Source organism: Klebsiella scottii (assembly GCF_036561945.1).
GTDB lineage: Bacteria > Pseudomonadota > Gammaproteobacteria > Enterobacterales > Enterobacteriaceae > Klebsiella > Klebsiella scottii.
In genome coordinates this window covers 202,053-223,904 of the sequence record NZ_JARXNI010000020.1, presented here as the reverse complement: position 1 = coordinate 223,904, position 21,852 = coordinate 202,053, and the positions used below count along the sequence as shown (strand labels likewise).

The window sequence follows — 21,852 nt, the reverse complement described above, 5'->3', positions numbered from 1 at the left end:
CGGGTCTTACATGCGGGTTGTTATATCGAGATACTGCTGCTTCAGGTGGCGTAACAGGACCCACCCTTCGGGCATAAACTCGGTACCGTAGCGCACCAGCCCAATACCTTTAAGTTCAGCATCAATGGCATAGCGCAGTTCACCGGGGACCTTTTGTTCCAGAAGGACAACGGCTATTTTTTTCAGACGGGGCTCATATTTGAGTAAGACGGCAGCTAATGTTCCCATTAGCTCATGGGCCGTACCCGGCATCCCCTGGAGAATTTTAGCCATATCAGGCAAGCCGTAGTCCGGCAGGTGCGCCAGCGTCCCGCACGGCAGTTAAGGATACGCTGCATGTTATCCAGAACTGACAGGATGACCTGTTCTGCTCGCTGACCTGATGCAGGTCGAGGCCGCCTGTAAAGTTGCCGTAAAGAGTTTCATACAGTGACGGACGGGGGGCTCATTCATCTTTCAGCGCCTTCAGGATCAACCGGTTGTTTCCCGCTTCGATAACGCGGGCTTTATCCGGGTCGAGGTCGTCACGGCTCAGCACCACACGCCAGGTATTGTTCATTTGGTCCGGCGACATAAACATGCCGGCCACAGCCACATACTGCGCATTTTCATCCATCGGCATATCCACCATCACCGCCCCACCCGGCTGCAGGCGAATATCTTTCTCCGCCACCAGGTCTGCTTTGATGGCCCGACCGTCAGCCTTAAACAGTGACGGGTAGTCCGTCGTATCGAAGGTTTTGCGCTCCTTGAGCTGGTAAATGCGTACGACGGTGGACAGCGCCACCCCGCCATCATTGTGGTTCACCGCCTCACGGGCCCGAATGTCGAGGCGAAGAGTTGTTACCTGTTTATAAAATATCGATTTGGTTACAGCAACGGTGCCATCCGTGACTTTCTGGGTCAGGCCACAGCCAGCCAGCATCAGCGAGATGCCCGCGGCCAGTGCAACCAGGAGAAATTTACCAGCGGTAATCGCCATCTTCATCAGTCTCCCTGCGGTGAATATTTTCCTGAACTCGCGCATAGCGGCCCAGGTTGATGGTTATTGTTTTGGCGGATATTACAGTATTCGCTACATTCAGCGGCCGCATCACGGCAGTGCGGCCCAGCTGCACGGCGCCAGTTTTGGGGTTAGTGTTCATCGTCGCGTCCGGCAGCAGGCTGCGGTCGACACACAGCTGCAGGCGGACATCCAGGCGAGCTCCAGGATACACATGCAGCAGCGCCATCAGGTCCGCATGAAGCTCTCCGCCCGGTAACCAGCCCTGCACTTCATCCGGGTCTGTGGTAGTGAGCAGCATAAGCACCCGGCTGTTCACGTCGGTGGCATAGCTGCCCATCACCGGCCGGTTTGTCAGGGTAGCAGGGTGACTGACACTCATAGTCAGTGGCTTCTTCAGCGGCACACGTCGTTTGTCGTGGTGCCAGATTTTAGCCTGCGTGTCGGGTGCCAGCAGTCGCACCAGGGACGCCAGGCCTTCTGCGGTGCGCCCCGGCAGCAACATCATCGGTAGCAGCGCGAGGAAACGTGACGCGGGGGCGGCGATGCTGTCCGTGCAGCCGTCAATACCAAGGCCTGCCAGTCCCAGCAGGTACTGCGATATATCGTCCTTGCCCCCTTCTTTAAAGCTCGCCGGGTACGAGTATTTCCGCCAGATGCGGTAGTACTGGGCAATCAGCCGGTGGTTGAAGATATCGAGAAAATCCGCCGTGGCTTCATATCCTTCCCGCCGCTGAGTGATGTCATCGATATAGTGCGTCGGCAGCGGGGACTGCACGCCATAGAGCCCCATAAAGGTGATGCGCACAGTGGGCGGCAGATGTGAATGTTCAGGCGGCTCAACCCCTTTGATTTCGGAAGCCGGGAAGCCCATCCCGGGGTGCGGCCTGAAGCGTACCGGCTCATGACGCACCTGCCAGGTGCTGCCGATGACCGGTTTATCCGGCTGGCTCTGTTCCAGTATCTGGCAGAAGCGATAAAAGTTCATGTACGGCAGATACTGCCGTAGCTGCTCCATCAGCCGGGCAGGCGTGGACTGTGATTCTCTTTCCACCGGATGCATTTTCCTTCTGGCTGTACGATGAGAGTGAGCTGGTTAAACTGGTTCATGTCGGCATACAGCGCAAAGAACCGATTGAGCATTTCGCCAAAGAGGTGAATATCACCCACCCCCGTAAACCCGTTGCTGTCGAGGGTGACTTCGATATCCAGACCTCGCAGCAGATAGCCCTGCTCAAAACGCTGAAGACGGTGATGCGTCACGTTCTGAATCGCCTCCAGACGCCGGGTGTTCAGTTCATCTTCCTGCCAGTTATAGAGCGCCAACGTCCCGCGCAGCACTTCAGCGGTGCTCATCATGTTCAGGAACCACAGCTTTACCGTCAGATGTCCATTCAGGCGATCCTTCAATAATGGCGTTAATGCCATGTCCCTCTTTTGGGCAGTTGACTTTATCGCCCACAAGGGCAACCTTTTTGCCATTAACTACCATTGTTGATGAGGCAGAAATGACCTGGCCGCCGTGCGTGGTGTTATCACCAATTAATACAAAGCCTTTAGACATACGAAACTCCATTTTTTGATTTCCGCATATGTATTTCTTTATGCAGATAAAAGCATTACTTCTCAGCTTTAATTTCTTTTAACTTATCACACGCATTAGAATCACCTGCAGAGCAGCTTTTTGGGAATAGCGGAATAGCCTTATTTTGATCTTTAGTTACCCCTTTACCATCAAAGTACATCGTTCCCAAATGATTCATAGCTGAAGGTTCGCCTTGTTTAACGGCAAGCTCAAGAAAATTTTTGGCTTTAGCATAATCCACAGCGACGCCCTTACCATTAAGATATGTGTAACCTAAATACATCTGAGCTTTAGCGTTGTTTTTTTTCGCAGCCTTCTCATACCAATAATTGGCCTTTTCGTAACTCTGAGGGGTTTCTTCTCCATAATAATACATGTCACCTAAATCGACCTGAGCATCCGTATTTCCGAGTTCAGCAGCAACCTGATAGAGTTCAAATGCTTTTTTCATATCCTTCGGAACACCCATGCCCAAACGATAAACATTAGCCATTGAGTTTGCATCGTCTGCTTTAGTAGTTGATGTTGAGTCTATAGTGATAGTTTCAGCAAAACACAGAGCGGAGATAAAAAACAACATTAATACGTAAAATGGTTTCATAAAAACACCTTTCACAAAAGCATGATAGATCATTAATGGTTAATGATGCTCATCATTACAAATCACTATTTACAACGATTACCAGTTACCAGTTACCATAAGGGTATGTCTTACCTTTGATAAAATCAGGAGTATCTCCATAGTAAACATAACCATTAGAGTGCCCTGTCACTCCTTTACACATATCAAGGTTTTTACCTGAAACAGTCGTTATTTTTGTATCATTCAATGAGATGTCCGAATGGCCATATTGCCTCAACCAGACCCGTACTTTTCCTTCCGGCGCCAATCCTATTAACATCGTTTGTCGATATGCACTCTTCCCAGGCTCTAATACATCAGGATAAGGAGTGATCATTTTATCCCATGTATTCTGAGAGAAAAACAAAGTTGATTGATATGTTTTTTTATCAATAATCGAGTCCCAGCAAAAAATCATTATCTGAGGCAATCTATCGGCTTTGTTAAACTGCGTACTCCCCGCGGAGTTCCTATCACTCCATTTTTCAACACTGATTCCACGCGGCTGATCAATAGTTCTATATGTAGATGCATATCCATCAATATCCAACAACTTCAATAGTGTAACCTGTGCAGGTAAAGCTTTTGGGGTAGTAAAGGCGAAATACCATTTATCCCATGGAGTTTTTAGACTCTTAGGTTGTTCACTGGCACAGGCGTTAGCAAAAGCCACAAGTAATAAAACCGAAGTTATTCTGGTGATTGTTTTCATGATTTCCCTCCCTGCATATTCCAGACAGATCGAAGCCAACCCGGATTTGGACGATTGATATAAAAAAACAAATCAGATGATTTCACTGCCCCGTAGATAGTTTTCACTTTATTCCCGTCCAGCCAGACATCTTTTACAACCACAGGGTTCCAGTGAGCGGAGCAGTGAATATATTTCCCAATCAACTGTAATTCCGGTGAGATAAAAGGTGTCGGCACACCACCACCTCTTACAGCCTTTCCCTGGTCAAGCGCTTTTTGACACAACGGCTCAAGCTCAGGTGGAAGTATCATATCTGGTGATAAAGGGTCGTAAGCCTCAAAAATCCCTCCAGCCTCCTGAGCCGCATCCAGCATCACTCGTAAACTAACTTTGCTCCAGTCATTAGTTACTACCCTTTCAATAGTTACTGCCGCCCCAACACGCTTTTGTGTAATGCCACCGCGTTTTTTATCCTCGTTAACAAGATAGTCGTACCAGGTTTCTGCCTTTACTTCACCACTCGGAATTATCGCACTTAGCGCTGGCAGGCTCTTTAAGTCAGGTATTTCAGCCGCTGAACGCCGGTAGATATCAGTCACTTCAGAAGGAATACTTTCACTGACTGTTTCGTTTTGGGGCTGAGTCAGAAAAAGATACTCCTTTTCCTTTGGATTATAACCACCTCCGATATCCGAATGAACTCCCGGTAAAGCCAGTTCCGGCCAGGATTCCTTGATACTGTTCAGGCTGCAGCAGTTCCGTCAGCACCGGCTCGGCGCTGTTCAGGGCATTGAGCAACCAGAACAGAGAAACATCCGCCACCGCAAAGTCGGCCATCCGCGCATTGCTCTCACGACGCATGCCCATCAGGTGGCGACGGCGGGCCTGCAGCCGAACCAGTAAGTCCCCCATTTCTGCCGTCAACGGCGGGCAGGCAGAGACGCAGAGCATCGGTGGAATGAAGGATAAGTCACGGCTCCACAGTCCCTGGGCGTTACGCACCAGGCGGGCCACCGGACAGGTCAGGTATGCGGCGTTCTCCTGGCTGGACAGACGCAGCGTCAGGGCATTACGCAAAATGGCGAGCTCTCCGCTCTCGTACCCCGCGAGCTCCTGAACCACCACGCGCTCGGCTTTCCAGCGACGAGGACGCTCACTGTCCTGTCCGTTATCCAGGTTACCGCCGCTGGCGCTCAGCAGCGGCAGCGCGACAACCACGTCAACGGCCTCACTGCCGGCGGCAACAGACAAATCACAGACCGGAGGAAGATTGTCAGCCATGCCTGTATCAACCAGGGTACCGTCCTGGAAGCGCACCACCAGGCAGGTGGCGTTCAGGCGTGAGAGTGCCAGCGCGGCATCATCAAATTCTGCTGCAATCACCCCCCAGGGATGAGAGATTCCCATCCGGGCGACCATGTCGGCAACGTGTTCACTCCAGCGGGCCTGCTGCTGAAACTGCTGGGGGGCCAGAGCGGCCCCGTCCTCCCAAAGGGGACGGTAAATTTTCATCGCTGGTTTCCCCTGCCCTTATGACCTGGATTTCGGCATCCGGCGACCCCGTAATGGGCGGTCATCCATGACTTCCACCGGGAAGTGCAAAATGTCAGACTGATGTTGTTTTCGCTACCGTCATCAGCAAGGCTATTCTTAACGGTAAAATTCCCTTTTGGGGAATATTCGGAAAGAATAGCGTTGAAGTTATTTTTATTAACATTGTCTTTTTCACACGCTGATAATGGCGCAGTCAGCTGACCGTTACTTAAATCAACCGCAACCATTAAGTTCAGTGGTAACTCTATTTTCTTGCTCGCCCTGCACATCGAAAAATAAAACTTTATATTAACGCGCGAATTTGACACCCAATTCTGGAAACTTTCAGCCATCTAATCATCCCTCTGCTTATCACGATGCACGCTTTCACATTTCGATTCCTTAGAGGAGATAATAGAATGATGATTATTAAAAGATCAAAGCTAAATACACTCAAACCAAAACAATAAAATCACCAGGATTTTTCGTCTAATTATTAATAATGAGTTACGCTGGATCAGCAGGAAAACAAACTATCACCATCCAAAATAAACAATCATTTATATCTAAGAAGACAATACCGTCAGAACATTGTTAAAAATAGACTCCTGGGTTGATGTAAATCAACACTTGAAAAACAAAATCATCAATTGATAACAAGGGTAAATATATGCGGAGTGAAATATTAAAGGGGGAAATAAAACTTGCAATAAATGAATTTGACACCTTAAAACTATGATCGCAGAACCTGTCAGTAAGTTTGTGTAACTACCATCGTATTTAAAATCGTTCGCTCAGGCGATGTCCCCTTCCTTACAGCCCTTACAGAGGCAGAACTTCCTGAGGTTTTATGCAAACTCGCAAATGACTCAGGAAGTCTCATCCCTCTTCCTGCAGGCGGCAGTGACCGACAGGAACTCTCATCCCTGCAGGTCACTCAGCCGTATGCAACTACTCCATTCAGGTCCTGACACAAGATACTCAAACTAACTTAGAACCAGGCCTCGAACATGCCGCCGACGTTCAGCGAGTCCAGCTGGTCGCTGCTGGTGCCGTTGACCTTAGCGGTATGCTGATTATCCACCTGGCCGCCGGTGACGTAGAAGCGCAGCATCGGCCGGAACTCAGGCCCCATACCAATCGCGATGTTCTGCGACAGCGTCAGCTTCCAGCCCTTGTTGTCGCCACCCCGATCGTAGTCAACGCACTGATAGCCGGCTTCCAGCCAGGTTGAATGCACGTCGTTCCAGAAATACATCGGACGGATAATCGCGCCGTAGTTTTTACGGTTATCGGTATTGTCCTTACCGTTGTCGTAATCATGGAAGGCCAGCAGGTATTCAACCTGTGCCTGCCGGGTGAACTTATAGTTGCCTTCGAAGCTGGCATAGATTGCCGACAGCCCGTCGGTTTTGTTATAGACGCTGTTATCCGAGTTATCGGAATAGCGCAGGATAACCTTGTTCACACCGCTGTCGTCGCCGTTGGTGTGACTCAACAGCAGGCCGCCCTGCCAGGCATCGAGCTGCGCGTCGTTATCCACCGCTTTTGAATCAAAGCCGTAGTTGGCGTACACCTCAACGTCGATTGGCCCAGCCTTCATATTGTGGATTTTTGACGTCAGCGCATAGTGGCCATTATCGCCGGTGCCGGAGCCGCCGGTACAGGTGATGCGCGACGGGTTGGACTCATCGGCCATCACCTCCGGGCTGCAGGACTCAACCTGTGAGACCCCCGCCACGTCAAACTGCACGCCGCCGATATCAAAGTTTTTCACCCCGGCGCCCTGGCCGTCGTGGTTCATCCAGAAGTAATCGTTGATCCCCTGCTGCGGACGCTGGTGGAAGTCGCGACCGGCCCAGATATAGGCGTTAGGGTTTGATTCCAGGACGTTAGTGACGCCGACGTAGGCCTTTTTCAGGTTAACTTCATCGCTCCAGTGGTCGAACATGACGTTAATATCCCAGATAGCGCCCTGGCTGCTTTTAAAGGCTTTGGTTATCTGGAATTCGCCGCCGTTGCCTTCGTTGCCCAGACGGCCGATAGCCGACGCGCCGTTATAGGAGCCGTCGACGCCGACGAACTTCTGATCGCCGGTCTGGAACTGGGCGCCGTAGCGGGCGTAGCCGCTAAACTTGAGGCCGAACGGGATAGCCATATCCGGCGAGGCCGCGGTGGTCTGAGGGTTGGTAATGACGTCCACCTTTTTATCGGCGGCGGCATCGATTTTGGCCTGACGGTCCGTCAGGGCTTTATCGACGGCTTTGGCGACAATGGCGTCGATTTGTTCCTGAGTAAACTCTTGTGCCATTACAGAGGAAAGCGGGCACAGGGCGGCAATAACCGCCATCGCTAAGGGAAGTTTTTTTACAGTTATCATGGTTATCTCAAATTAATAAATTATATTTTCAGACAATAACCATCCCGTTCTGGGGTAAATGGAAAAGATACCGCCAAAACAAGCTGATTTTATTTTTATTTGCGCAGAGGTACAGTTAAATAAATCGGGTAATAGGCTTCTCCATATTCGGCATAATTAAATATCAGCATGGCTATAAATTAATAATCTGTTCTAATGCTCCACGCACGAGCAAAAATAATGGTGGCCCGACATCTGCACCATAATCGAGGTAATAAACTGCAGCGTTTCGCTTACAACCTTGCCACTCTGCCGGGTCTACCGTGGTGCGCCAGCAGGCTTTCTGGCATTCTCTATAGCGCCCTGGCGGGAGGCGGGAGGCGCTCATCAGTATCCTCCCATTCCTCGCGGTCTTAAGCGGGTGTTTCGCTTATTATCTGAGTTCACGCATCACTATTTAATTAAGGCGTAATTCGCCTGCGTCCCAGCCATAATTGCCAGTCGACGTTAACGAATCACCGAGCTCCTGATAAGTGAAATCATAAAAATCTGCGCTGACCTCATAGCCAGAGTAGTCGACTGCCGCCAGGCCAACGAATGCTCCGGTAAAGAATCCGCCATAGCTTTGCAGAACATAATCGTCTGAAAGGATTACGGCATCTAATGTGACAGGAATTTCAGTGAAGTTGACCCCGTTAAAGCTGTATTCATAACTGTACGTTTGTTTGCGAACTTTGGTGCGGAACCAGACATACTCGGTTCCTTCCGGGATCTTGATGGCATCATCTTTTAAATAAGAAGTGTATTTTCCGCGATTATTTTCACCTATTTCGATGACTGAGCCATTAATTTCATTCCAGGTGATGAACACAAAGCTCCAATGACGATCGTTGTAGAAATTCGTTAACCCCGCCATTTGTTGATAACTAAATGGATTAAATTTGACCTTAACCTGGGCATCAAAATAGAAGGCTTGCCAACGTCGGGCAATAAGCGACAGGTCATGGGTATTCGCTAAAGAACCCTGACCAATTAACGTCAGTTTGCCATCGCCTGTGGTACCCATTTTTTTTGTGAACGGAACACGGAGCGTATTCCAGTTGCACTCGAGTGCCGGCGTTGTAAACGCATCATGCTGGCTACGATCTTTGGCGCTTGCGGTGTAAATGGCATCCTCTGGGCCTTCAACAAACGTTTTTCCGCCGTGGCCGCCTTCAACGCGCGGCCAACCTTCTTCATCCCAGTACACTTTTTGGATAGAGGTTTCTCTGCCCAGAGTTGACCAGCCGCGAGGATCATAGACTGACTCGCCAGGACGATTCCACGGACGCGCGCAGAGCGAAGCGTAATACCATTCGCCAGCAGGCGTTGAAACCAAAGAACCGTGGCCCTGCTTCTGGATGTAACTGTCCGGCGTATCGACGTTAGTTAAGAAAACATCTCCTGGCGCCGTTACAAAACTGTGGGCATCTAAGGTCTTAGAACGCGCGACAACCTCCTGATGGGTAAATACGGTCCCCCCCTGAGCGGCGAAAAGATAATAATATCCGTTCAGTTTGTAGAGATGCGGCCCTTCTACAAGCGCAACGGCAGTGCCGCGATAGAGGGTTCGTGCTGTTTCCGGTTTTAACATTAATGTCCTGGTATCAAGTTCAGTTAACGTAATGCCATCGAATGGATGATGATATTCTCGATGGTCCCAGGTTTGCTGAACGATATATTTACGCCCGTCATCGTCATGGAAAAGTGAAGCATCGAAGCCCACGCCATTCAGTTTGATAGGATCCGACCATGGACCACGAATATCCGTAGCGGTGGTCAGATAGTTGGTCATGTCTTTAAAGGCACCTTCTGTGATTTTCACATCTGTATACACTAACCAAAATTTGCCATCAGCATAAGAGAGAGCCGGAGCCCAAATTCCACCTGATGAAGGATTGCCTTTCATATCTAAAAGCGCGGTTGTGGACAACGGGCTGGGGAGAAGATCCCAGTGCTGCAGGTCCTTTGACTCGTGTAAACGCACGCCAGGGAACCACTCAAATGTAGAGTTTGCGATATAGTAGGTGTCATCTACACGGATAATACTGGGGTCCGCATTAAATCCAGGTAATACAGGGTTTTGAATAAGAGTCATATCAATCTTCCTTTATATAATTCTCTAATTTATATTTTCGAAATTTAATACAAATTTTAACTATACCCGTACCTCGTCAAGCTGACGATTAATCTCTGTGACGTTTTTATCTGAGATAGGATAGAATTGAATAACGATCATCGAAACAACGGATAAAAAGATAGGGATCCAAACCGCTGTCATAATAATGCCATCGATCGCATTGGCACTTTGTTGAGCACCCGTTTCGCTAAAGCCATACGCAGCCAGTAGCCACAGTGGAATAGCGCCGCCAATAGTAAACCCAATCTTGAAGAAGAGGCCCATGATCGCATTAATAATCGCAGCATTTCGCTTGCCGGATTTCAATTCGCCATAGGCAATCACTTCAGGAACCAGCGCCCACATAAAGCCCGTAGCCGAGGTTAAGCCCCATTGTTTAATGAATGTTGCGATGTAAGCAAGCCAAAGGGCGTCATGCATTCCTTCACGTGACCAAACGTAAGTCAACAATTCACCCACAATAAACATGGCAAGGAAAAGATGGAAGAACCCTTTTTTGCCAAAAATTTTCTTGAGTCTGGGCCAAAAAACAGGTAAGACAATGCCCGGAATTGAGGCGACAAGACCAACCGCCCCCATCCATTCTGAATGGCCAACAACAAACTGATTGAAGAAGCCATTCACCGTGTTCATGAAGAACATGAAGGTAAAGGCCAGCATGAAAAACAGCCCCAAAATGACAAGCGGTCGGTTATTTTTCAGTTCAAGAAATAGATCGGTCGTTTTTACGTTGGCCGTTTGTTCTGCCGTCGCGACAACACGTTCTTTGGTGAATTTATAACAGAAGAAAAGTGCCGCTGCGCCTAGTACCATATAAATTGAGTATACGCCAAACCACGCGTAATTCGCAGACGGATCGGTATAGTTACCCATATTGAGTTCAAAGCCAAAAAAACCGGTATCCTTGAGGCTTCGATCTTTGGGTGAAGCAATTTGTACAAACATCGGGAACAGGGTATAGACAAGCAGGTTCGCACTGTTTGCCAGCATCATTCGCGTACTGGTCAGTTTATCAATGGACTCAGGATCGCGTGTCAATGACGCGTTAAGAGAACCATAAGGAATATTCACCACTGAATAGACTAAATCCAGTGCCAAATAAATAATAAAGGCAAAAGGAACGGAACCCCGGACGCCAGGGATAGGAGCAAACAGCAATGCGGCAAGAATAACGAGCGGAATACCCGCTCTTAAAAGCCAGGGGCGATATTTGCCAGCACTTGAACTTCTTCTGTCAACGTAGGTTCCGACCATTGGATCCCAAAAAACGTTAACTATTCGGACAAAAAGAAATATAAACCCGGCCGTTGCGGTACTAATGGTATTTACCGTCAACATGTGTAGAGCAAGAAAACCGCCAATTGTACCAAAGACGAGGTTTTGCGCAAAATCCCCCATTCCATAACCAATGCGCTCGCCCCGCGTTAATTTGTGGTATTCGTCATGCCGATTTTGAATTATGTTTTTACGCATTCTAATCAGGTCTCCGATCGTTTTTGTAAATGTGAAGCACTTTTTGACACAGATAACCGCGGAGAATCTATTGCGTTTTTATATTAATTAGTTACGTTTTTTTACTTTTGTGATCATTAAAACGCAGGTTTTCTTAGTCCACGCAACAAAAGTATGGACTTTATATCCCCCTCAATGTCCGGGCAGGACGTATGCACTCTACAAAACCGGCATTTTATTTCAGCGCGGGTCAGCGCCCCCCGAAAACTGAATTCTACATGACCGTCAGCAAAGGGAATACATAACTCAACTTTTTGCGAGATTGCTCACATTTAAGCAATCTCTTAATCTGCGAATGAAATAACGTAATTGATCAATCGATGATGGAAAATAGAGGATAGCCGCAGTCATTGACTTTCCGCGCCCTGAATGATGGAGTTCATTGTGCAAACTTATTTCGATCAGCTCGACGGCGTACGTTTTGCAGCCCCTAAGGCAACAAACCCGCTGGCTTTTCGCCATTGTAACCCGAATGAAATCGTGCCGGCAAACGGCTGGCAGAGCATCGACGCTTTGCCGCCTGTTATTGGCACAACTTCTGCTGGAATGGCGCAGATAGGTTTGGTAATGGTTCTTTTGAACGCCCTTGGCTGCAGGCTGGCGATCGGCAAGAGTGGCAGAGAGAGTGCGCGAAAATGGAGCTGGCCGGTTTTACCCCCGTGAGCTCATTTAATCCATACTGGGATGTTAACGGGCGCACCTTTGCCGATGACGATGGCTATCGGGTCGTCCTGCAAAATAGATCATGGTCATCGGTTTAGAATCAGCTCGTTATACCCGCGAACGCTTTACCCCTCCGTTAAGCAGCGCCAGCGCGACGGCGGCGGAGAGCGCAACGGCCGCCGCGCTCGCCAGATAGACGGCGTTAATTCCCCAGTGACCCGCCAGGGCGCCGGCCAGCGGAGCGGTGATCCCTAAAGAGATATCGAGAAAAGCAACGTACGCCCCCATTGCCAGGCTGCGGGTTTGGGGAGGAGCGCGACGCACGGCTTCCACGCCAAATCCGGGAAAAGCCAGCGAGTAGCCAAAGCCGGTGAGCGCCGCGCCAAGATAGGCCAGGGAGGGCGTATCGGCCCGCCAGATAAGCAGCTGACCCAGGGCCTCAATCACCACGCAGATCAGCGCAACCCGCGCGCCGCCCAGCTTATCGGGTAGATGACCGAAGGCAATCCGCGCGGCAATAAAGGCCAGGCCGAAAGCAGTAAAGGCCAGCGAGGCGTTACCCCAGCTATGGGCGGTAAACAGCAGCGCGATAAACGCTTCGATAACGCCGAAGCCAACGCTGCACAGCGCGAGGCCAAGCCCCGGTTTCCAGACGGCATTAAGTACGGTATAGAACGAGGTTTTTTCCGTAGCGAGCGGAGCAACGCCCCGAACTCTGGCAATAGCCAGCAAAGCAATAAAGGGTACCAGCAGCACGGCAAGCGACAGGCCGAAGAAGCCGCCCCAGGCGTTAAAAGCGACCCCAAGCGGAGCGCCTGACGCGTAGGCGCCGTACATCGCAATACCGTTCCAGGACATCACTTTCCCGGCATTACGCGGGCCCACCAGCCCTATCCCCCAGCCCATTGCGCCGGTAACCAACAGGCTTTCGCCCAACGCCAGCACAATGCGCCCGGCCAGCAAAATCCACACGCTAACGCCAGCACTGGCAATAAACAGCAGCGAGAGCAGATACAGAATCCCTGACCCGGCCGTCACCAGCAGGCCTATAACCATCGCGCGTTTCGCGCCGTGTATATCGGCAAAGTTACCGGCCCAGGAGCGCGAAAGCAGAGCGGCTACGAACTGCGATCCGATGACCAGCCCCACCACCAGCGTGCTCTGCCCCAGGGTGCCGTGCAGATGCAGCGGTAATACCGGCAGCTGCATGCCAATAATCAGGAAGCCAATGTAAACCGATATCACAATCGGCAGTAAGGTCAAAAATACGGACCTGACCTGCGGTACGGCGTGATTAAACGCCGCGGAAGTTTGATTTTGTTGTTCAGTCATAAGTGAATTCATTCAATACGGGGATAAATACCGGGCTGAAGGGGAGCCGCCTCTTTGCCTGTACTGCGGGCTATTTTTTCATCTCGTCCGCAATGAGAGTTCGACGTCATCAGCGAAAGGCACGGACAGATAACCGTTTTGCGGATCACGCACGTACTCCAGATATTCGGCGCTGTAGTCGGCATTGTCGGCGATGATAAACGCGCCGGGACGCAGGCGGCTTTCGAGGAGAGCCAAAATCTCCGGATACAGCGCTTTTGCGCCATCCAGCAGCACCATATCGATGGTCTCCGGCAGACTCACCGCCAGGGTTTGCAGCGCATCGCCTTCACGAAAATCGACCAGAGCATCCAGCCCGGCCTCTTTCAGGTGCTCGCGGGCCCGGGCCACTTTATTCGGCTCAAACTCGCTGGTTATCAGCAGGCCACCGCCGTTATCTTTCAGCGCGGCTGCCAGATGCAGGGCTGAAATACCAAACGAGGTCCCGAACTCAACAACGTGCTGCGCCCGAATGCTGCGGGCCAGCATATAAAGCAATGTCCCGGTCTCCGCCGCGACGGGGAGCCAGAGATCTTTCAGATGACCATAAAGCTCACGATATTCGGTTTTGCTGGTCATCATCCGTTCGCGTTCGGCGCGAGGAATGCTGGAGAACGCCGCGCTTGCGGCCCCGTTTGCCTGCTTAAATAGTCTTTCTAATAATGCGGCCAGCGGCGCGGATGTCAGCGTGGTTGACATAATAAATCCTTCAAAAGTTGTGTGGTTTACGCCAGCGGCATAAAATGCGAATGATTCATCATCTTTTAAAGAATACGATCAATTATTCGCATTAACTATTCGCATTCCGGCTCGGGAGAGAAGCGCCATGTCGCCTGCTAAAAGTAATTTGATTTCATTGAGAAAAAAGCCAAAACAGGCTCGCTCAACCGAGCTGGTATCGGCGATTATTCAGGCGGCACTTCAGGTTTTAGAAAAAGAAGGAGCGGTACGCTTTACCACCGCAAGGGTGGCGGAAAAGGCGGGAGTTAGCGTCGGGTCGGTATATCAATATTTTCCCAATAAAGCGGCAATTCTGTTTCGTTTGCAAAGTGATGAATGGCAGCAGACAACGGCCATGCTCAGCGAGATCCTCGGTAACGCCGATAGTCCTCCGCTCGACAGATTGCGCACGCTGGTGCACGTATTTATCCAGTCGGAGTGCGAAGAGGCGGGACTGCGTCAGGCGCTCAACGACGCGGCGCCGCTCTATCGCGACGCGCCTGAGGCCAAAGAAAATCGAACCACGGCCGATAGCGTCTATGGTCAATTTATTGAGGAAGTCCTTCCCGACGCGTCGGCGGCCAGGCGACAGCTGGCCTGCGAGCTGTTGACGACAACGCTAAGCTCGGTGGGCAGCGGTTTCTCATCCAGCCCGCGCACGGCTGAAGAAATTAGCCGCTTCTCTGATGCGATGGCGGATATGTTCAGCGCCTGGCTAAGAGAGACCGCGCAGGAGGACGCCGCGCAGCCGTAATGCCAAACTCTCTGCCCGCAGGGTGCCCGCGGAGGCCGCAAATTTAGCCCGACATTTTAGGGTTTAATGCGTACAATGCGGCACCCGGTCTTGCTGACAAAAAGGCCCGCTTCTCTCGTTACCGCACAATGCTCCCGTTTTCAGACCTGATACCCGGCGGATAAATGAAACAAATCACCCTCAGCGATATGCAACAACAGCGCGAAGCGGCGGCGAATTCTCCGCGCCTGCGCGCTCATCGTAACTTTCATCCACAATTGAGCGATCCGGTACAGCGTTTAGCCATTGCGATGGAGCCCGGAACCTACGTTCGCCCCCACCGCCACCCGCACACGTTTGAGCTGCTGCTGCCGCTTAGCGGACGCTTTGTGGTGTTGAACTTTGATGACCAGGGCTACGTCACCCGCCGGGTTATTTTAGGGGAAGAGTGTACGGCGCTGGAGATGGATGCCGGGACCTGGCATGCGGTACTCTCGTTAGATCGCGGCGGCATTATTTTCGAAGTGAAGCACGGCGGCTATCGGCCGGTGGCGGCCGAGGATTATGTCTCCTGGGCGCCGGCTGAGGGCGACGCGGGCAGCGCAGAGCTGATGGAATGGTACCACCAGGCGCAGGTCGGTGACGGCGGTTTTACCCTGTAGATCCGCCGGATTCGCCGGCAAAACGTTCTATCGTCCAGCACAGCGACGGCATTCTTGCCGTCGGCTACACCAGGTGAACCGCGCTATCGCAGGGCTCCTTCAGCGTCCAGCCCTGCTGCCACCTCCAGCGCCATGGCGCTAAACGCCCGTACGGCCGCGCTCTGCCAGGCGTCCTTATGCTGTAGCAGACAGGCCGTTCTTTCCAGCAGCGCCGGCGTTAGCTCAATGGCCACCAGATCGTCGCGCTCCCGCACAACGGCGGCCGGCAGCAGGGTCGATAGCGGGGTACGCTGAATCACGGTCAGTACCGCGCTGATAGAGTTCGCCTCCATCCGAACCTTTGGCTCAATCGCGTACTGGCAGCAATAGCGATCGATCCGATCCCGGGTAGCAAACTCCCCGCTGAGCAGTATCAGCGACTCCTGATTCAGCATTTCCCGCTTTACGCGCCGCAGCGCCGCCAGCGGATGGTGCCGGCCCACCACCAGCGCCAGCGTTTCAGTCAGCAGAGGTCGGGACACAATATCGCGCGCGCCGCCATCGTCAAAGGCAATACCGAGATCCAGCTCATCATTGCGCAGCAGGGCTTCCATCCGGTCCTGATCCATTTCGCGCATGGTCAGTGAAATATTGGGGTAACGCTGATAAAAAGAGCCCACCAGCGGCCCCATAAAATAGGTCGTAAAGGTCGGCATCATCGCCACCCGCAGCGTCCCTCGCCGGAGATCCTCCACATCATGGATGGCGCGTTTTCCCTCTTCTAAATCCTGCAGCGCCCGACGCGCATAGATCAGCCACACCTCTCCGGCATCCGTTAAGCGTATGCTGCGGGCGCTGCGGTCAAAAAGCTGAGTCCCCAAAGCCTCTTCGAGCTGGCGGACCTGCTGGGATAGCGCCGGCTGTGAGATATGGAGCGCCGTTGCGGCACGCGTAAAGCCGCGATGTTCGGCAACCGCCAGAAAGCAGGTGAGATGGCGCAGCAGCATGCCGTAATCCATAAGTAATTCAAATTGAACTCATCATAAATAAGTCTTTTAACTTATGAAATAAGATACGTAACCTGTCTGCACTTTTCATCGCAACGCTTCCCCCGCGCCGCGTCAATATTTGCAGGAGCCTTTATGTCCACCTACGTTAACTTCCTTCCGCATGCGCCCGTCGGCCACCTTCGTCCGCAGCCCAGGGGAGCGTATCCGCGCCGGACGGGCGAGTCGCGATGAGCCACGCAGCGCGCAGCCGCCTGATGCTGCTGGTACTGGTTCTCGTCGGCATCAATATGCGTCCCCTGCTGACCTCAATCGGCCCCCTGCTTCCCCAGCTACAGCAGGCCAGCGGTATGAGTTTTACCCTCATTTCGCTACTCACCGCCATCCCGGTCATCGCGATGGGCGCGCTGGCGCTGGCCAGCCCGTGGATTGACCGCCATCTCAGCGAAAACCGCGGGATCGCGCTGAGCCTGCTGGCGATCGCCGCCGGCGCGCTGCTGCGCGAACTCGCTCCGCGCAGCGGGCTGCTGCTAAGCAGCGCCCTGCTCGGCGGGATCGGCATTGGCATTATTCAGGCGACGATCCCGCGAGTGATAAAACGCCGGTTTCCGCAGCACACGCCCCAGGTGATGGGGCTATGGTCAGCAGCGCTGATGGGCGGCGGCGGTCTGGCTGCGGCCTTGACGCCGTGGCTGGCGCAGCGCAGCGCCGTCTGGTATCACGCCCTGGCCTGGTGGACGCTGCCCGCGGTGCTGGCGCTCTTCGGCTGGTGGTCCGTCAATCGCCCGCTTGCGTGCGGGACGTCTACAGCTTCAGCCGGGCCAGAAGCCGCTATTTTCCGCCGCCGCCGCGCCTGGACCCTCGGACTGTACTTCGGCCTCATTAACGGCGGCTACGCCAGCCTGATCGCCTGGCTGCCGCCCTACTATATGCAGTCAGGCTACAGCGCTCAGCTTAGCGGCACCCTGCTGGCCGTCATGACGCTTGGCCAAACCGCCGGCGCCCTGCTGCTGCCGATGCTGGCCCGGCATGAAGACCGGCGCAAACTGCTGATGCTGACGCTGCTGCTGCAGCTGATTGGCTTCTGCGGGTTTATCTGGCTGCCGCTGTACCTGCCGCAGCTGTGGGCGATAAGCTGCGGTATTGGCTTAGGCGGCGCGTTTCCTCTGTGCCTGGTGCTGGCGCTCGACCACTCCCGACATCCGGAGATTGCCGGACGGCTGGTGGCCTTTATGCAGGGAATTGGCTTTATCGTCGCCGGCCTCTCGCCGTGGCTATCGGGCCTGCTGCGTAGCCTGAGCGGGAATTACGTGCTGGACTGGGCCTTTCACGCCGCCTGCGTGGCGCTGCTGATGGTCATAACGCTGCGTTTTGCACCGGCACGCTACCCGCAGGAGTGGCGAAAAACGCAGCCGGCTGGCGATCGTGCGCGATAATTTCAGGTGTGGAGGGCCCGCTTGCGCATCATTCCCGAAGAGAAAAAAGCCAAAAATCAAACCGCTACCCGCGGCAAAACCATCGCCGCCAGTAGCCTTCGCCAGAATCGTATTTATTACCGAATGAAATTAATGTGTCGCCGAATCACGACACTCGTAAGTAACTAAAAATTAATAAAAAAATGCCTCTTGTTTCCCCCATTTTTTAGGCGTACATTAGCGCCAGCTGGAGCAGTTACAGCATAGAATTCCGAACCGCCGCAGCCGCCAGAAGCCTCTGGTTTTTCCTGCGACAGTTCATGGAAAACGATGAAAACAAAATTCGTTTGGCGTTTCGCCGAGAATGCGGAGTAATGAGACGTGAAATACTTTTTTATGGGCGTGTCTTTTATGGTCATCGTTTGGGCCGGCACCTTTGCCCTGATGATCTAAGCAAGGTGAATAGCTAAAAAAAGGGAGCCAGCGGCTCCCTTTTTTTATTCCAGGCTTTCGCCCGTCGATTTACCTGCGGCAGGAAGGAGTCCGTCCGCGCGGAACATCGATTTAATGCCGCGAATAGCCTGACGGATACGATCGCGGTTTTCAATTAAGGCGAAGCGCACATGGGTGTCGCCGTAGTCGCCAAAGCCGATGCCCGGCGATACGCACACTTTGGCATCCTGAAGCAGCTTTTTGGCGAACTCCAGCGATCCCATCGCCGCATACTGCTCAGGGATCTTTGCCCACACGTACATGGATGCTTTCGGGCACTCCACCATCCAGCCCGCTTCGTGCAACCCCTTAACCAGCACATCGCGACGGCGCTTGTACTGTTCCGCAATATCGCGCACGCACTGCTGATCGCCTTCCAGCGCGGCGATTGCCGCCACCTGCAGCGGGGTGAAGGTACCGTAATCGTGGTAGCTCTTAATTCGCGCCAGCGCATTTACCAGCGTTTTATTCCCAACCATAAAACCGATGCGCCAGCCGGCCATATTGTAGCTTTTCGACAGCGTGAAGAACTCAACCGCCACATCGCGCGCGCCGGGGACTTCCATAATGGAAGGCGCCTTCCAGCCGTCATAGACAATATCGGCATAGGCCAGGTCATGCACCACCAGCACGTCGTAGCGCTTCGCCAGCGCCACCACTTTTTCAAAGAATTCCAGCTCGACGCACTGCGCGGTCGGGTTAGAGGGGAAGCCAAGGATCATCATTTTCGGCTTTGGATAGCTTTCGCGGATCGCGCGTTCCAGTTCGTTGAAGAAATCAACGCCTTCCACCAGCGGCACCGAACGCACCTGTGCGCCTGCAATCACCGCGCCATAAATATGAATAGGGTAGCTGGGATTAGGCACCAGTACCGTATCACCGTGATCCAGCGTCGCCAGCATCAGGTGCGCCAGCCCCTCTTTCGAGCCGATGGTCACGATGGCTTCCGATTCCGGGTCAATGTCGACGTTATAGCGATCCTGATACCAGCGCGATATCGCCCGGCGCAGGCGTGGAATGCCGCGAGAGGTAGAGTAGCCGTGGGTATCCGGTCGTTGGGCAACGGTGCACAGTTTTTCAACGATGTGCGGCGGCGTCGCGCCGTCAGGGTTGCCCATGCTGAAATCGATAATATCTTCGCCGCGCCGACGCGCAGCCATTTTCAGTTCAGCGGTAATGTTAAATACGTACGGGGGGAGACGATCGATACGCGTAAAGCGGCGTTCAGGACTGAATTCAGCCATAGATTCCTCGGATTAACGTGAGCGCCCGGACCGTCCGAGCGACGCTGCCGCTGTTGCGGCACGTTTAGAAAATAACCCGAAAAAAATAACGCTGTCGAGAGGGCAGAGAAAAAATAAAATCTGGCAGGAAAAACGGGTACTCGTTCCAGCAAATACGGCAGCGGTCGATCCGGATTTAGCCAACAGGATCGTTGAAAGTAACATCTTAATATCTTTTACATTACCTTATTTTAGCCTCAGCGCCCCCGCGTTCGCTGCCGCGCGGCACTTACCGTCAATCCCCTTTTTAAAGTGCGCCTTTTCCCTATTATTGTCTGCGGCTGGCCTTCTGGGGCCAGGTTTTTTATCATATCGTTTTCCCGCGAATGACACGGCGCCTCCATGCACGAAATATTCACCATGCTGCTCGCAGTTTTTGACCGCGCGGCACTGATGCTGATTTGTCTTTTTTTCCTCATCCGCCTGCGGCTGTTTCGTGAGCTGCTGCATAAATCTGCCCATACGCCGAAGGAGCTGCTGGCCGTCACCGCCATCTTCTCCCTGTTTGCCCTGTTCAGTACCTGGTCAGGCGTACCGGTGGAGGGATCGCTGGTCAACGTTCGTATCATCGCGGTGATGTCCGGCGGCATCCTGTTTGGCCCGTGGGTCGGCGCTATCGTTGGCGTCATTGCCGGGGTGCATCGCTATCTGATCGATATCGATGGCGTTACCGCGATCCCCTGCTTTATCACCAGCATCATCGCCGGGCTATTGTCCGGGTTGATCGGCCGTAGGGTTCCCAAGGCCCAGCGCTGGAAGGCCGGGATCCTCGCCGGGATGCTCTGCGAAACGCTGACCATGATCCTCGTGGTGCTGTGGGCGCCCTCGTTGTCACTGGGCCTGGATATCGTCTCGAAAATCGGTATTCCGATGATCCTCGGCAGCGTCAGTATCGGTTTTATCGTTCTGCTGGTGCAGAGCGTTGAGGGAGAAAAAGAGGCCAGCGCCGCGCGCCAGGCCAAGCTGGCGCTGGATATCGCCAACAAAACGCTGCCGCTGTTTCGCCACGTCAACAGCGAGTCGCTCCGCCAGGTCTGCGACATTATCCGCCGCGATATCAACGCCGACGCGGTGGCGATTACCACCACCGATCGGGTACTGGCCTACGTTGGCTTCGGCGAAGGCAACTATCACGATCGCGACAACGCCATTAGCCCCACCACCCGCCAGGCGATTGAGAGTGGAAAAATTATCATCAAGAACAACGATGAGGCGTACAGAACCCCTGAAATTCACTCGATGCTGGTGATTCCATTGCGGGAAAAAGGCATCGTCACCGGGACGCTGAAAATCTACTACTGCCACGCGCACCGTATTACGTCGTCGCTGCAGGAGATGGCGATAGGCCTGTCGCAAATCATCTCGACCCAGCTGGAGGTTTCCCGCGCGGAACAGCTGCGGGAAATGGCCAACAAGGCCGAACTGCGCGCGCTGCAGAGCAAAATCAATCCGCACTTCCTCTTTAACGCGCTCAATGCCATTTCATCATCGATTCGCATGAATCCGGATACCGCGCGTCAGCTTATTTTTAATTTATCGCGTTATTTACGCTATAACATTGAATTAAAAGACGACGAGCAGATTGATATTAAAAGAGAGCTGTACCAGATCAAGGACTACATTGCCATTGAACAGGCGCGTTTTGGCGACAAGCTCACCGTTATCTATGATATCGACGATGAAGTCAGCTGCGTCATACCCAGCCTGCTGATCCAGCCGCTGGTAGAAAATGCCATTGTTCACGGCATCCAGCCCTGCAAGGGAAAAGGCGTGGTCACTATTGGCATCAATGAGTGCGGGAAGCGGGTGCGGATTAGCGTCCGTGATACCGGCAACGGTATCGATCCGGCCGTCGTCGCCCGGGTGGAGGCCGATGAGATGCCGGGTAATAAAATCGGCCTGCTTAACGTCCATCACCGGGTCAAACTGCTGTACGGCGAAGGGCTGCATATCAGGCGTATGACCCCAGGGACGGAGATTACCTTCTACGTACCAAACCGCAACGCCCCCCAGTCCACGCCGGCGTCGCTGCTGCCATGA

Annotated in this window: 19 protein-coding genes and 5 pseudogenes; 7 read left to right on the top strand and 17 right to left on the bottom strand. The window is 52.8% G+C overall.

Annotation, left to right across the window (positions count from 1 at the left end):
* Positions 1 to 6: 6 nt before the first annotated feature.
* From tssE to QFI97_RS08805, 13 genes and pseudogenes are all read right to left on the bottom strand, one after another.
* Positions 7 to 430: pseudogene (gene tssE, locus QFI97_RS08865) on the bottom strand (type VI secretion system baseplate subunit TssE).
* A 15-nt stretch (positions 431 to 445) separates the two neighbouring features.
* Positions 446 to 982, bottom strand: a complete 537-nt coding sequence (gene tssJ / locus QFI97_RS08860) for a type VI secretion system lipoprotein TssJ (protein ID WP_346432077.1) — start codon at positions 980 to 982, stop codon at positions 446 to 448.
* Complete coding sequence (tssG, locus tag QFI97_RS08855; protein WP_346430961.1) at positions 963 to 2,066, bottom strand: type VI secretion system baseplate subunit TssG; 1,104 nt, start codon at positions 2,064 to 2,066, stop codon at positions 963 to 965. Before tssG ends, tssJ begins: the two co-directional genes overlap by 20 nt.
* Positions 2,021 to 2,371, bottom strand: a pseudogene (locus QFI97_RS08850) (type VI secretion system baseplate subunit TssF); the annotation flags it as partial. The pseudogene QFI97_RS08850 and the gene tssG, both read right to left, overlap by 46 nt.
* Positions 2,370 to 2,567: pseudogene (locus QFI97_RS08845) on the bottom strand (PAAR domain-containing protein); the annotation flags it as partial. The pseudogenes QFI97_RS08850 and QFI97_RS08845, both read right to left, overlap by 2 nt.
* Positions 2,568 to 2,622: 55 nt before the next feature.
* Positions 2,623 to 3,189 (bottom strand): tetratricopeptide repeat protein, encoded by a 567-nt coding sequence (locus QFI97_RS08840; protein ID WP_346430960.1) that lies wholly within the window; start codon positions 3,187 to 3,189, stop codon positions 2,623 to 2,625.
* An 85-nt stretch (positions 3,190 to 3,274) separates the two neighbouring features.
* Positions 3,275 to 3,922: a DUF2931 family protein gene (locus QFI97_RS08835; RefSeq protein WP_346430959.1), complete on the bottom strand. Its 648-nt coding sequence runs from the start codon at positions 3,920 to 3,922 to the stop codon at positions 3,275 to 3,277.
* The gene (locus tag QFI97_RS08830) at positions 3,919 to 4,503 is read right to left on the bottom strand and encodes a hypothetical protein (protein ID WP_346430958.1); all 585 of its coding nucleotides are present in this window, start codon (positions 4,501 to 4,503) and stop codon (positions 3,919 to 3,921) included. The genes QFI97_RS08835 and QFI97_RS08830 overlap by 4 nt, the downstream gene beginning before the upstream one ends.
* A gap of 148 nt (positions 4,504 to 4,651) precedes the next feature.
* Positions 4,652 to 5,416 (bottom strand): annotated as a pseudogene (tssK, locus tag QFI97_RS08825) (type VI secretion system baseplate subunit TssK); the annotation flags it as partial.
* Positions 5,413 to 5,790 carry a type VI secretion system contractile sheath small subunit gene (locus QFI97_RS08820; RefSeq protein WP_331834770.1) on the bottom strand — a complete coding sequence of 126 codons (378 nt, stop codon included), beginning with the start codon at positions 5,788 to 5,790 and terminating at the stop codon, positions 5,413 to 5,415. The pseudogene tssK and the gene QFI97_RS08820, both read right to left, overlap by 4 nt.
* 638 nt (positions 5,791 to 6,428) lie before the next feature.
* Complete coding sequence (locus tag QFI97_RS08815) at positions 6,429 to 7,817, bottom strand: carbohydrate porin (protein WP_346430957.1); 1,389 nt, start codon at positions 7,815 to 7,817, stop codon at positions 6,429 to 6,431.
* Between the two features lie 436 nt (positions 7,818 to 8,253).
* Entirely contained in the window at positions 8,254 to 9,933 is a 1,680-nt protein-coding gene (locus QFI97_RS08810; RefSeq protein ID WP_346430956.1) for a glycoside hydrolase family 43 protein, read from the bottom strand.
* A 60-nt stretch (positions 9,934 to 9,993) separates the two neighbouring features.
* Entirely contained in the window at positions 9,994 to 11,433 is a 1,440-nt protein-coding gene (locus QFI97_RS08805) for an MFS transporter (protein WP_189339875.1), read from the bottom strand.
* Between the two features lie 426 nt (positions 11,434 to 11,859).
* On the opposite strand from QFI97_RS08805, the pseudogene QFI97_RS08800 reads away from it, so the two are divergent.
* Positions 11,860 to 12,140: pseudogene (locus QFI97_RS08800) on the top strand (xylose isomerase); the annotation flags it as partial.
* Positions 12,123 to 12,248 (top strand): hypothetical protein, encoded by a 126-nt coding sequence (locus tag QFI97_RS08795; RefSeq protein ID WP_375215609.1) that lies wholly within the window; start codon positions 12,123 to 12,125, stop codon positions 12,246 to 12,248. The pseudogene QFI97_RS08800 and the gene QFI97_RS08795, both read left to right, overlap by 18 nt.
* A gap of 10 nt (positions 12,249 to 12,258) precedes the next feature.
* Here QFI97_RS08795 and QFI97_RS08790 read toward each other — a convergent pair whose 3' ends face one another.
* The gene (locus QFI97_RS08790; protein ID WP_346430955.1) at positions 12,259 to 13,482 is read right to left on the bottom strand and encodes an arabinose transporter; all 1,224 of its coding nucleotides are present in this window, start codon (positions 13,480 to 13,482) and stop codon (positions 12,259 to 12,261) included.
* Positions 13,483 to 13,560: 78 nt separating this feature from the next.
* A complete protein-coding gene (locus QFI97_RS08785) occupies positions 13,561 to 14,220 on the bottom strand; it encodes an O-methyltransferase (RefSeq protein WP_346430954.1) in 660 nt (219 codons plus the stop codon).
* A gap of 127 nt (positions 14,221 to 14,347) precedes the next feature.
* Here QFI97_RS08785 and QFI97_RS08780 point away from each other — a divergent pair, with 127 nt between their 5' ends.
* Together QFI97_RS08780 and QFI97_RS08775 are read left to right on the top strand one after the other, a co-directional pair.
* On the top strand, positions 14,348 to 14,995 hold the full coding sequence (locus QFI97_RS08780) for a TetR/AcrR family transcriptional regulator (RefSeq protein WP_346430953.1): 648 nt from the start codon (positions 14,348 to 14,350) through the stop codon (positions 14,993 to 14,995).
* A 164-nt stretch (positions 14,996 to 15,159) separates the two neighbouring features.
* Positions 15,160 to 15,636 carry a WbuC family cupin fold metalloprotein gene (locus tag QFI97_RS08775; protein ID WP_346430952.1) on the top strand — a complete coding sequence of 159 codons (477 nt, stop codon included), beginning with the start codon at positions 15,160 to 15,162 and terminating at the stop codon, positions 15,634 to 15,636.
* A gap of 83 nt (positions 15,637 to 15,719) precedes the next feature.
* Here QFI97_RS08775 and cynR read toward each other — a convergent pair whose 3' ends face one another.
* Positions 15,720 to 16,622 (bottom strand): transcriptional regulator CynR, encoded by a 903-nt coding sequence (gene cynR, locus QFI97_RS08770; protein WP_346430951.1) that lies wholly within the window; start codon positions 16,620 to 16,622, stop codon positions 15,720 to 15,722.
* Positions 16,623 to 16,852: 230 nt separating this feature from the next.
* On the opposite strand from cynR, the gene QFI97_RS08765 reads away from it, so the two are divergent.
* Positions 16,853 to 18,058, top strand: coding sequence for a cyanate transporter (locus QFI97_RS08765; protein WP_346430950.1), 1,206 nt, complete (start codon positions 16,853 to 16,855; stop codon positions 18,056 to 18,058).
* Between the two features lie 360 nt (positions 18,059 to 18,418).
* A complete protein-coding gene (ypdK, locus tag QFI97_RS08760) occupies positions 18,419 to 18,490 on the top strand; it encodes a membrane protein YpdK (RefSeq protein ID WP_115193904.1) in 72 nt (23 codons plus the stop codon).
* Positions 18,491 to 18,534: 44 nt separating this feature from the next.
* On the opposite strand, the gene alaC is transcribed toward ypdK, so the two are convergent.
* Positions 18,535 to 19,773 carry an alanine transaminase gene (alaC, locus tag QFI97_RS08755; RefSeq protein WP_095100452.1) on the bottom strand — a complete coding sequence of 413 codons (1,239 nt, stop codon included), beginning with the start codon at positions 19,771 to 19,773 and terminating at the stop codon, positions 18,535 to 18,537.
* 399 nt (positions 19,774 to 20,172) lie between these two features.
* On the opposite strand from alaC, the gene QFI97_RS08750 reads away from it, so the two are divergent.
* Complete coding sequence (locus QFI97_RS08750) at positions 20,173 to 21,852, top strand: LytS/YhcK type 5TM receptor domain-containing protein (protein ID WP_331834796.1); 1,680 nt, start codon at positions 20,173 to 20,175, stop codon at positions 21,850 to 21,852.

Coding starts and splice junctions, on each gene's coding strand:
- tssJ (WP_346432077.1), bottom strand. CDS start 982: ATGGCGATTACCGCTGGTAAATTTCTCCTGGTTGCACTGGCCGCGGGC.
- QFI97_RS08840 (WP_346430960.1), bottom strand. CDS start 3,189: ATGAAACCATTTTACGTATTAATGTTGTTTTTTATCTCCGCTCTGTGT.
- tssG (WP_346430961.1), bottom strand. CDS start 2,066: ATGCATCCGGTGGAAAGAGAATCACAGTCCACGCCTGCCCGGCTGATG.
- QFI97_RS08835 (WP_346430959.1), bottom strand. CDS start 3,922: ATGAAAACAATCACCAGAATAACTTCGGTTTTATTACTTGTGGCTTTT.
- QFI97_RS08790 (WP_346430955.1), bottom strand. CDS start 13,482: ATGACTGAACAACAAAATCAAACTTCCGCGGCGTTTAATCACGCCGTA.
- QFI97_RS08780 (WP_346430953.1), top strand. CDS start 14,348: ATGTCGCCTGCTAAAAGTAATTTGATTTCATTGAGAAAAAAGCCAAAA.
- QFI97_RS08820 (WP_331834770.1), bottom strand. CDS start 5,790: ATGGCTGAAAGTTTCCAGAATTGGGTGTCAAATTCGCGCGTTAATATA.
- QFI97_RS08750 (WP_331834796.1), top strand. CDS start 20,173: ATGCTGCTCGCAGTTTTTGACCGCGCGGCACTGATGCTGATTTGTCTT.
- alaC (WP_095100452.1), bottom strand. CDS start 19,773: ATGGCTGAATTCAGTCCTGAACGCCGCTTTACGCGTATCGATCGTCTC.
- QFI97_RS08775 (WP_346430952.1), top strand. CDS start 15,160: ATGAAACAAATCACCCTCAGCGATATGCAACAACAGCGCGAAGCGGCG.
- QFI97_RS08785 (WP_346430954.1), bottom strand. CDS start 14,220: ATGTCAACCACGCTGACATCCGCGCCGCTGGCCGCATTATTAGAAAGA.
- QFI97_RS08795 (WP_375215609.1), top strand. CDS start 12,123: ATGGAGCTGGCCGGTTTTACCCCCGTGAGCTCATTTAATCCATACTGG.
- QFI97_RS08815 (WP_346430957.1), bottom strand. CDS start 7,817: ATGATAACTGTAAAAAAACTTCCCTTAGCGATGGCGGTTATTGCCGCC.
- cynR (WP_346430951.1), bottom strand. CDS start 16,622: ATGCTGCTGCGCCATCTCACCTGCTTTCTGGCGGTTGCCGAACATCGC.
- QFI97_RS08810 (WP_346430956.1), bottom strand. CDS start 9,933: ATGACTCTTATTCAAAACCCTGTATTACCTGGATTTAATGCGGACCCC.
- QFI97_RS08765 (WP_346430950.1), top strand. CDS start 16,853: ATGAGCCACGCAGCGCGCAGCCGCCTGATGCTGCTGGTACTGGTTCTC.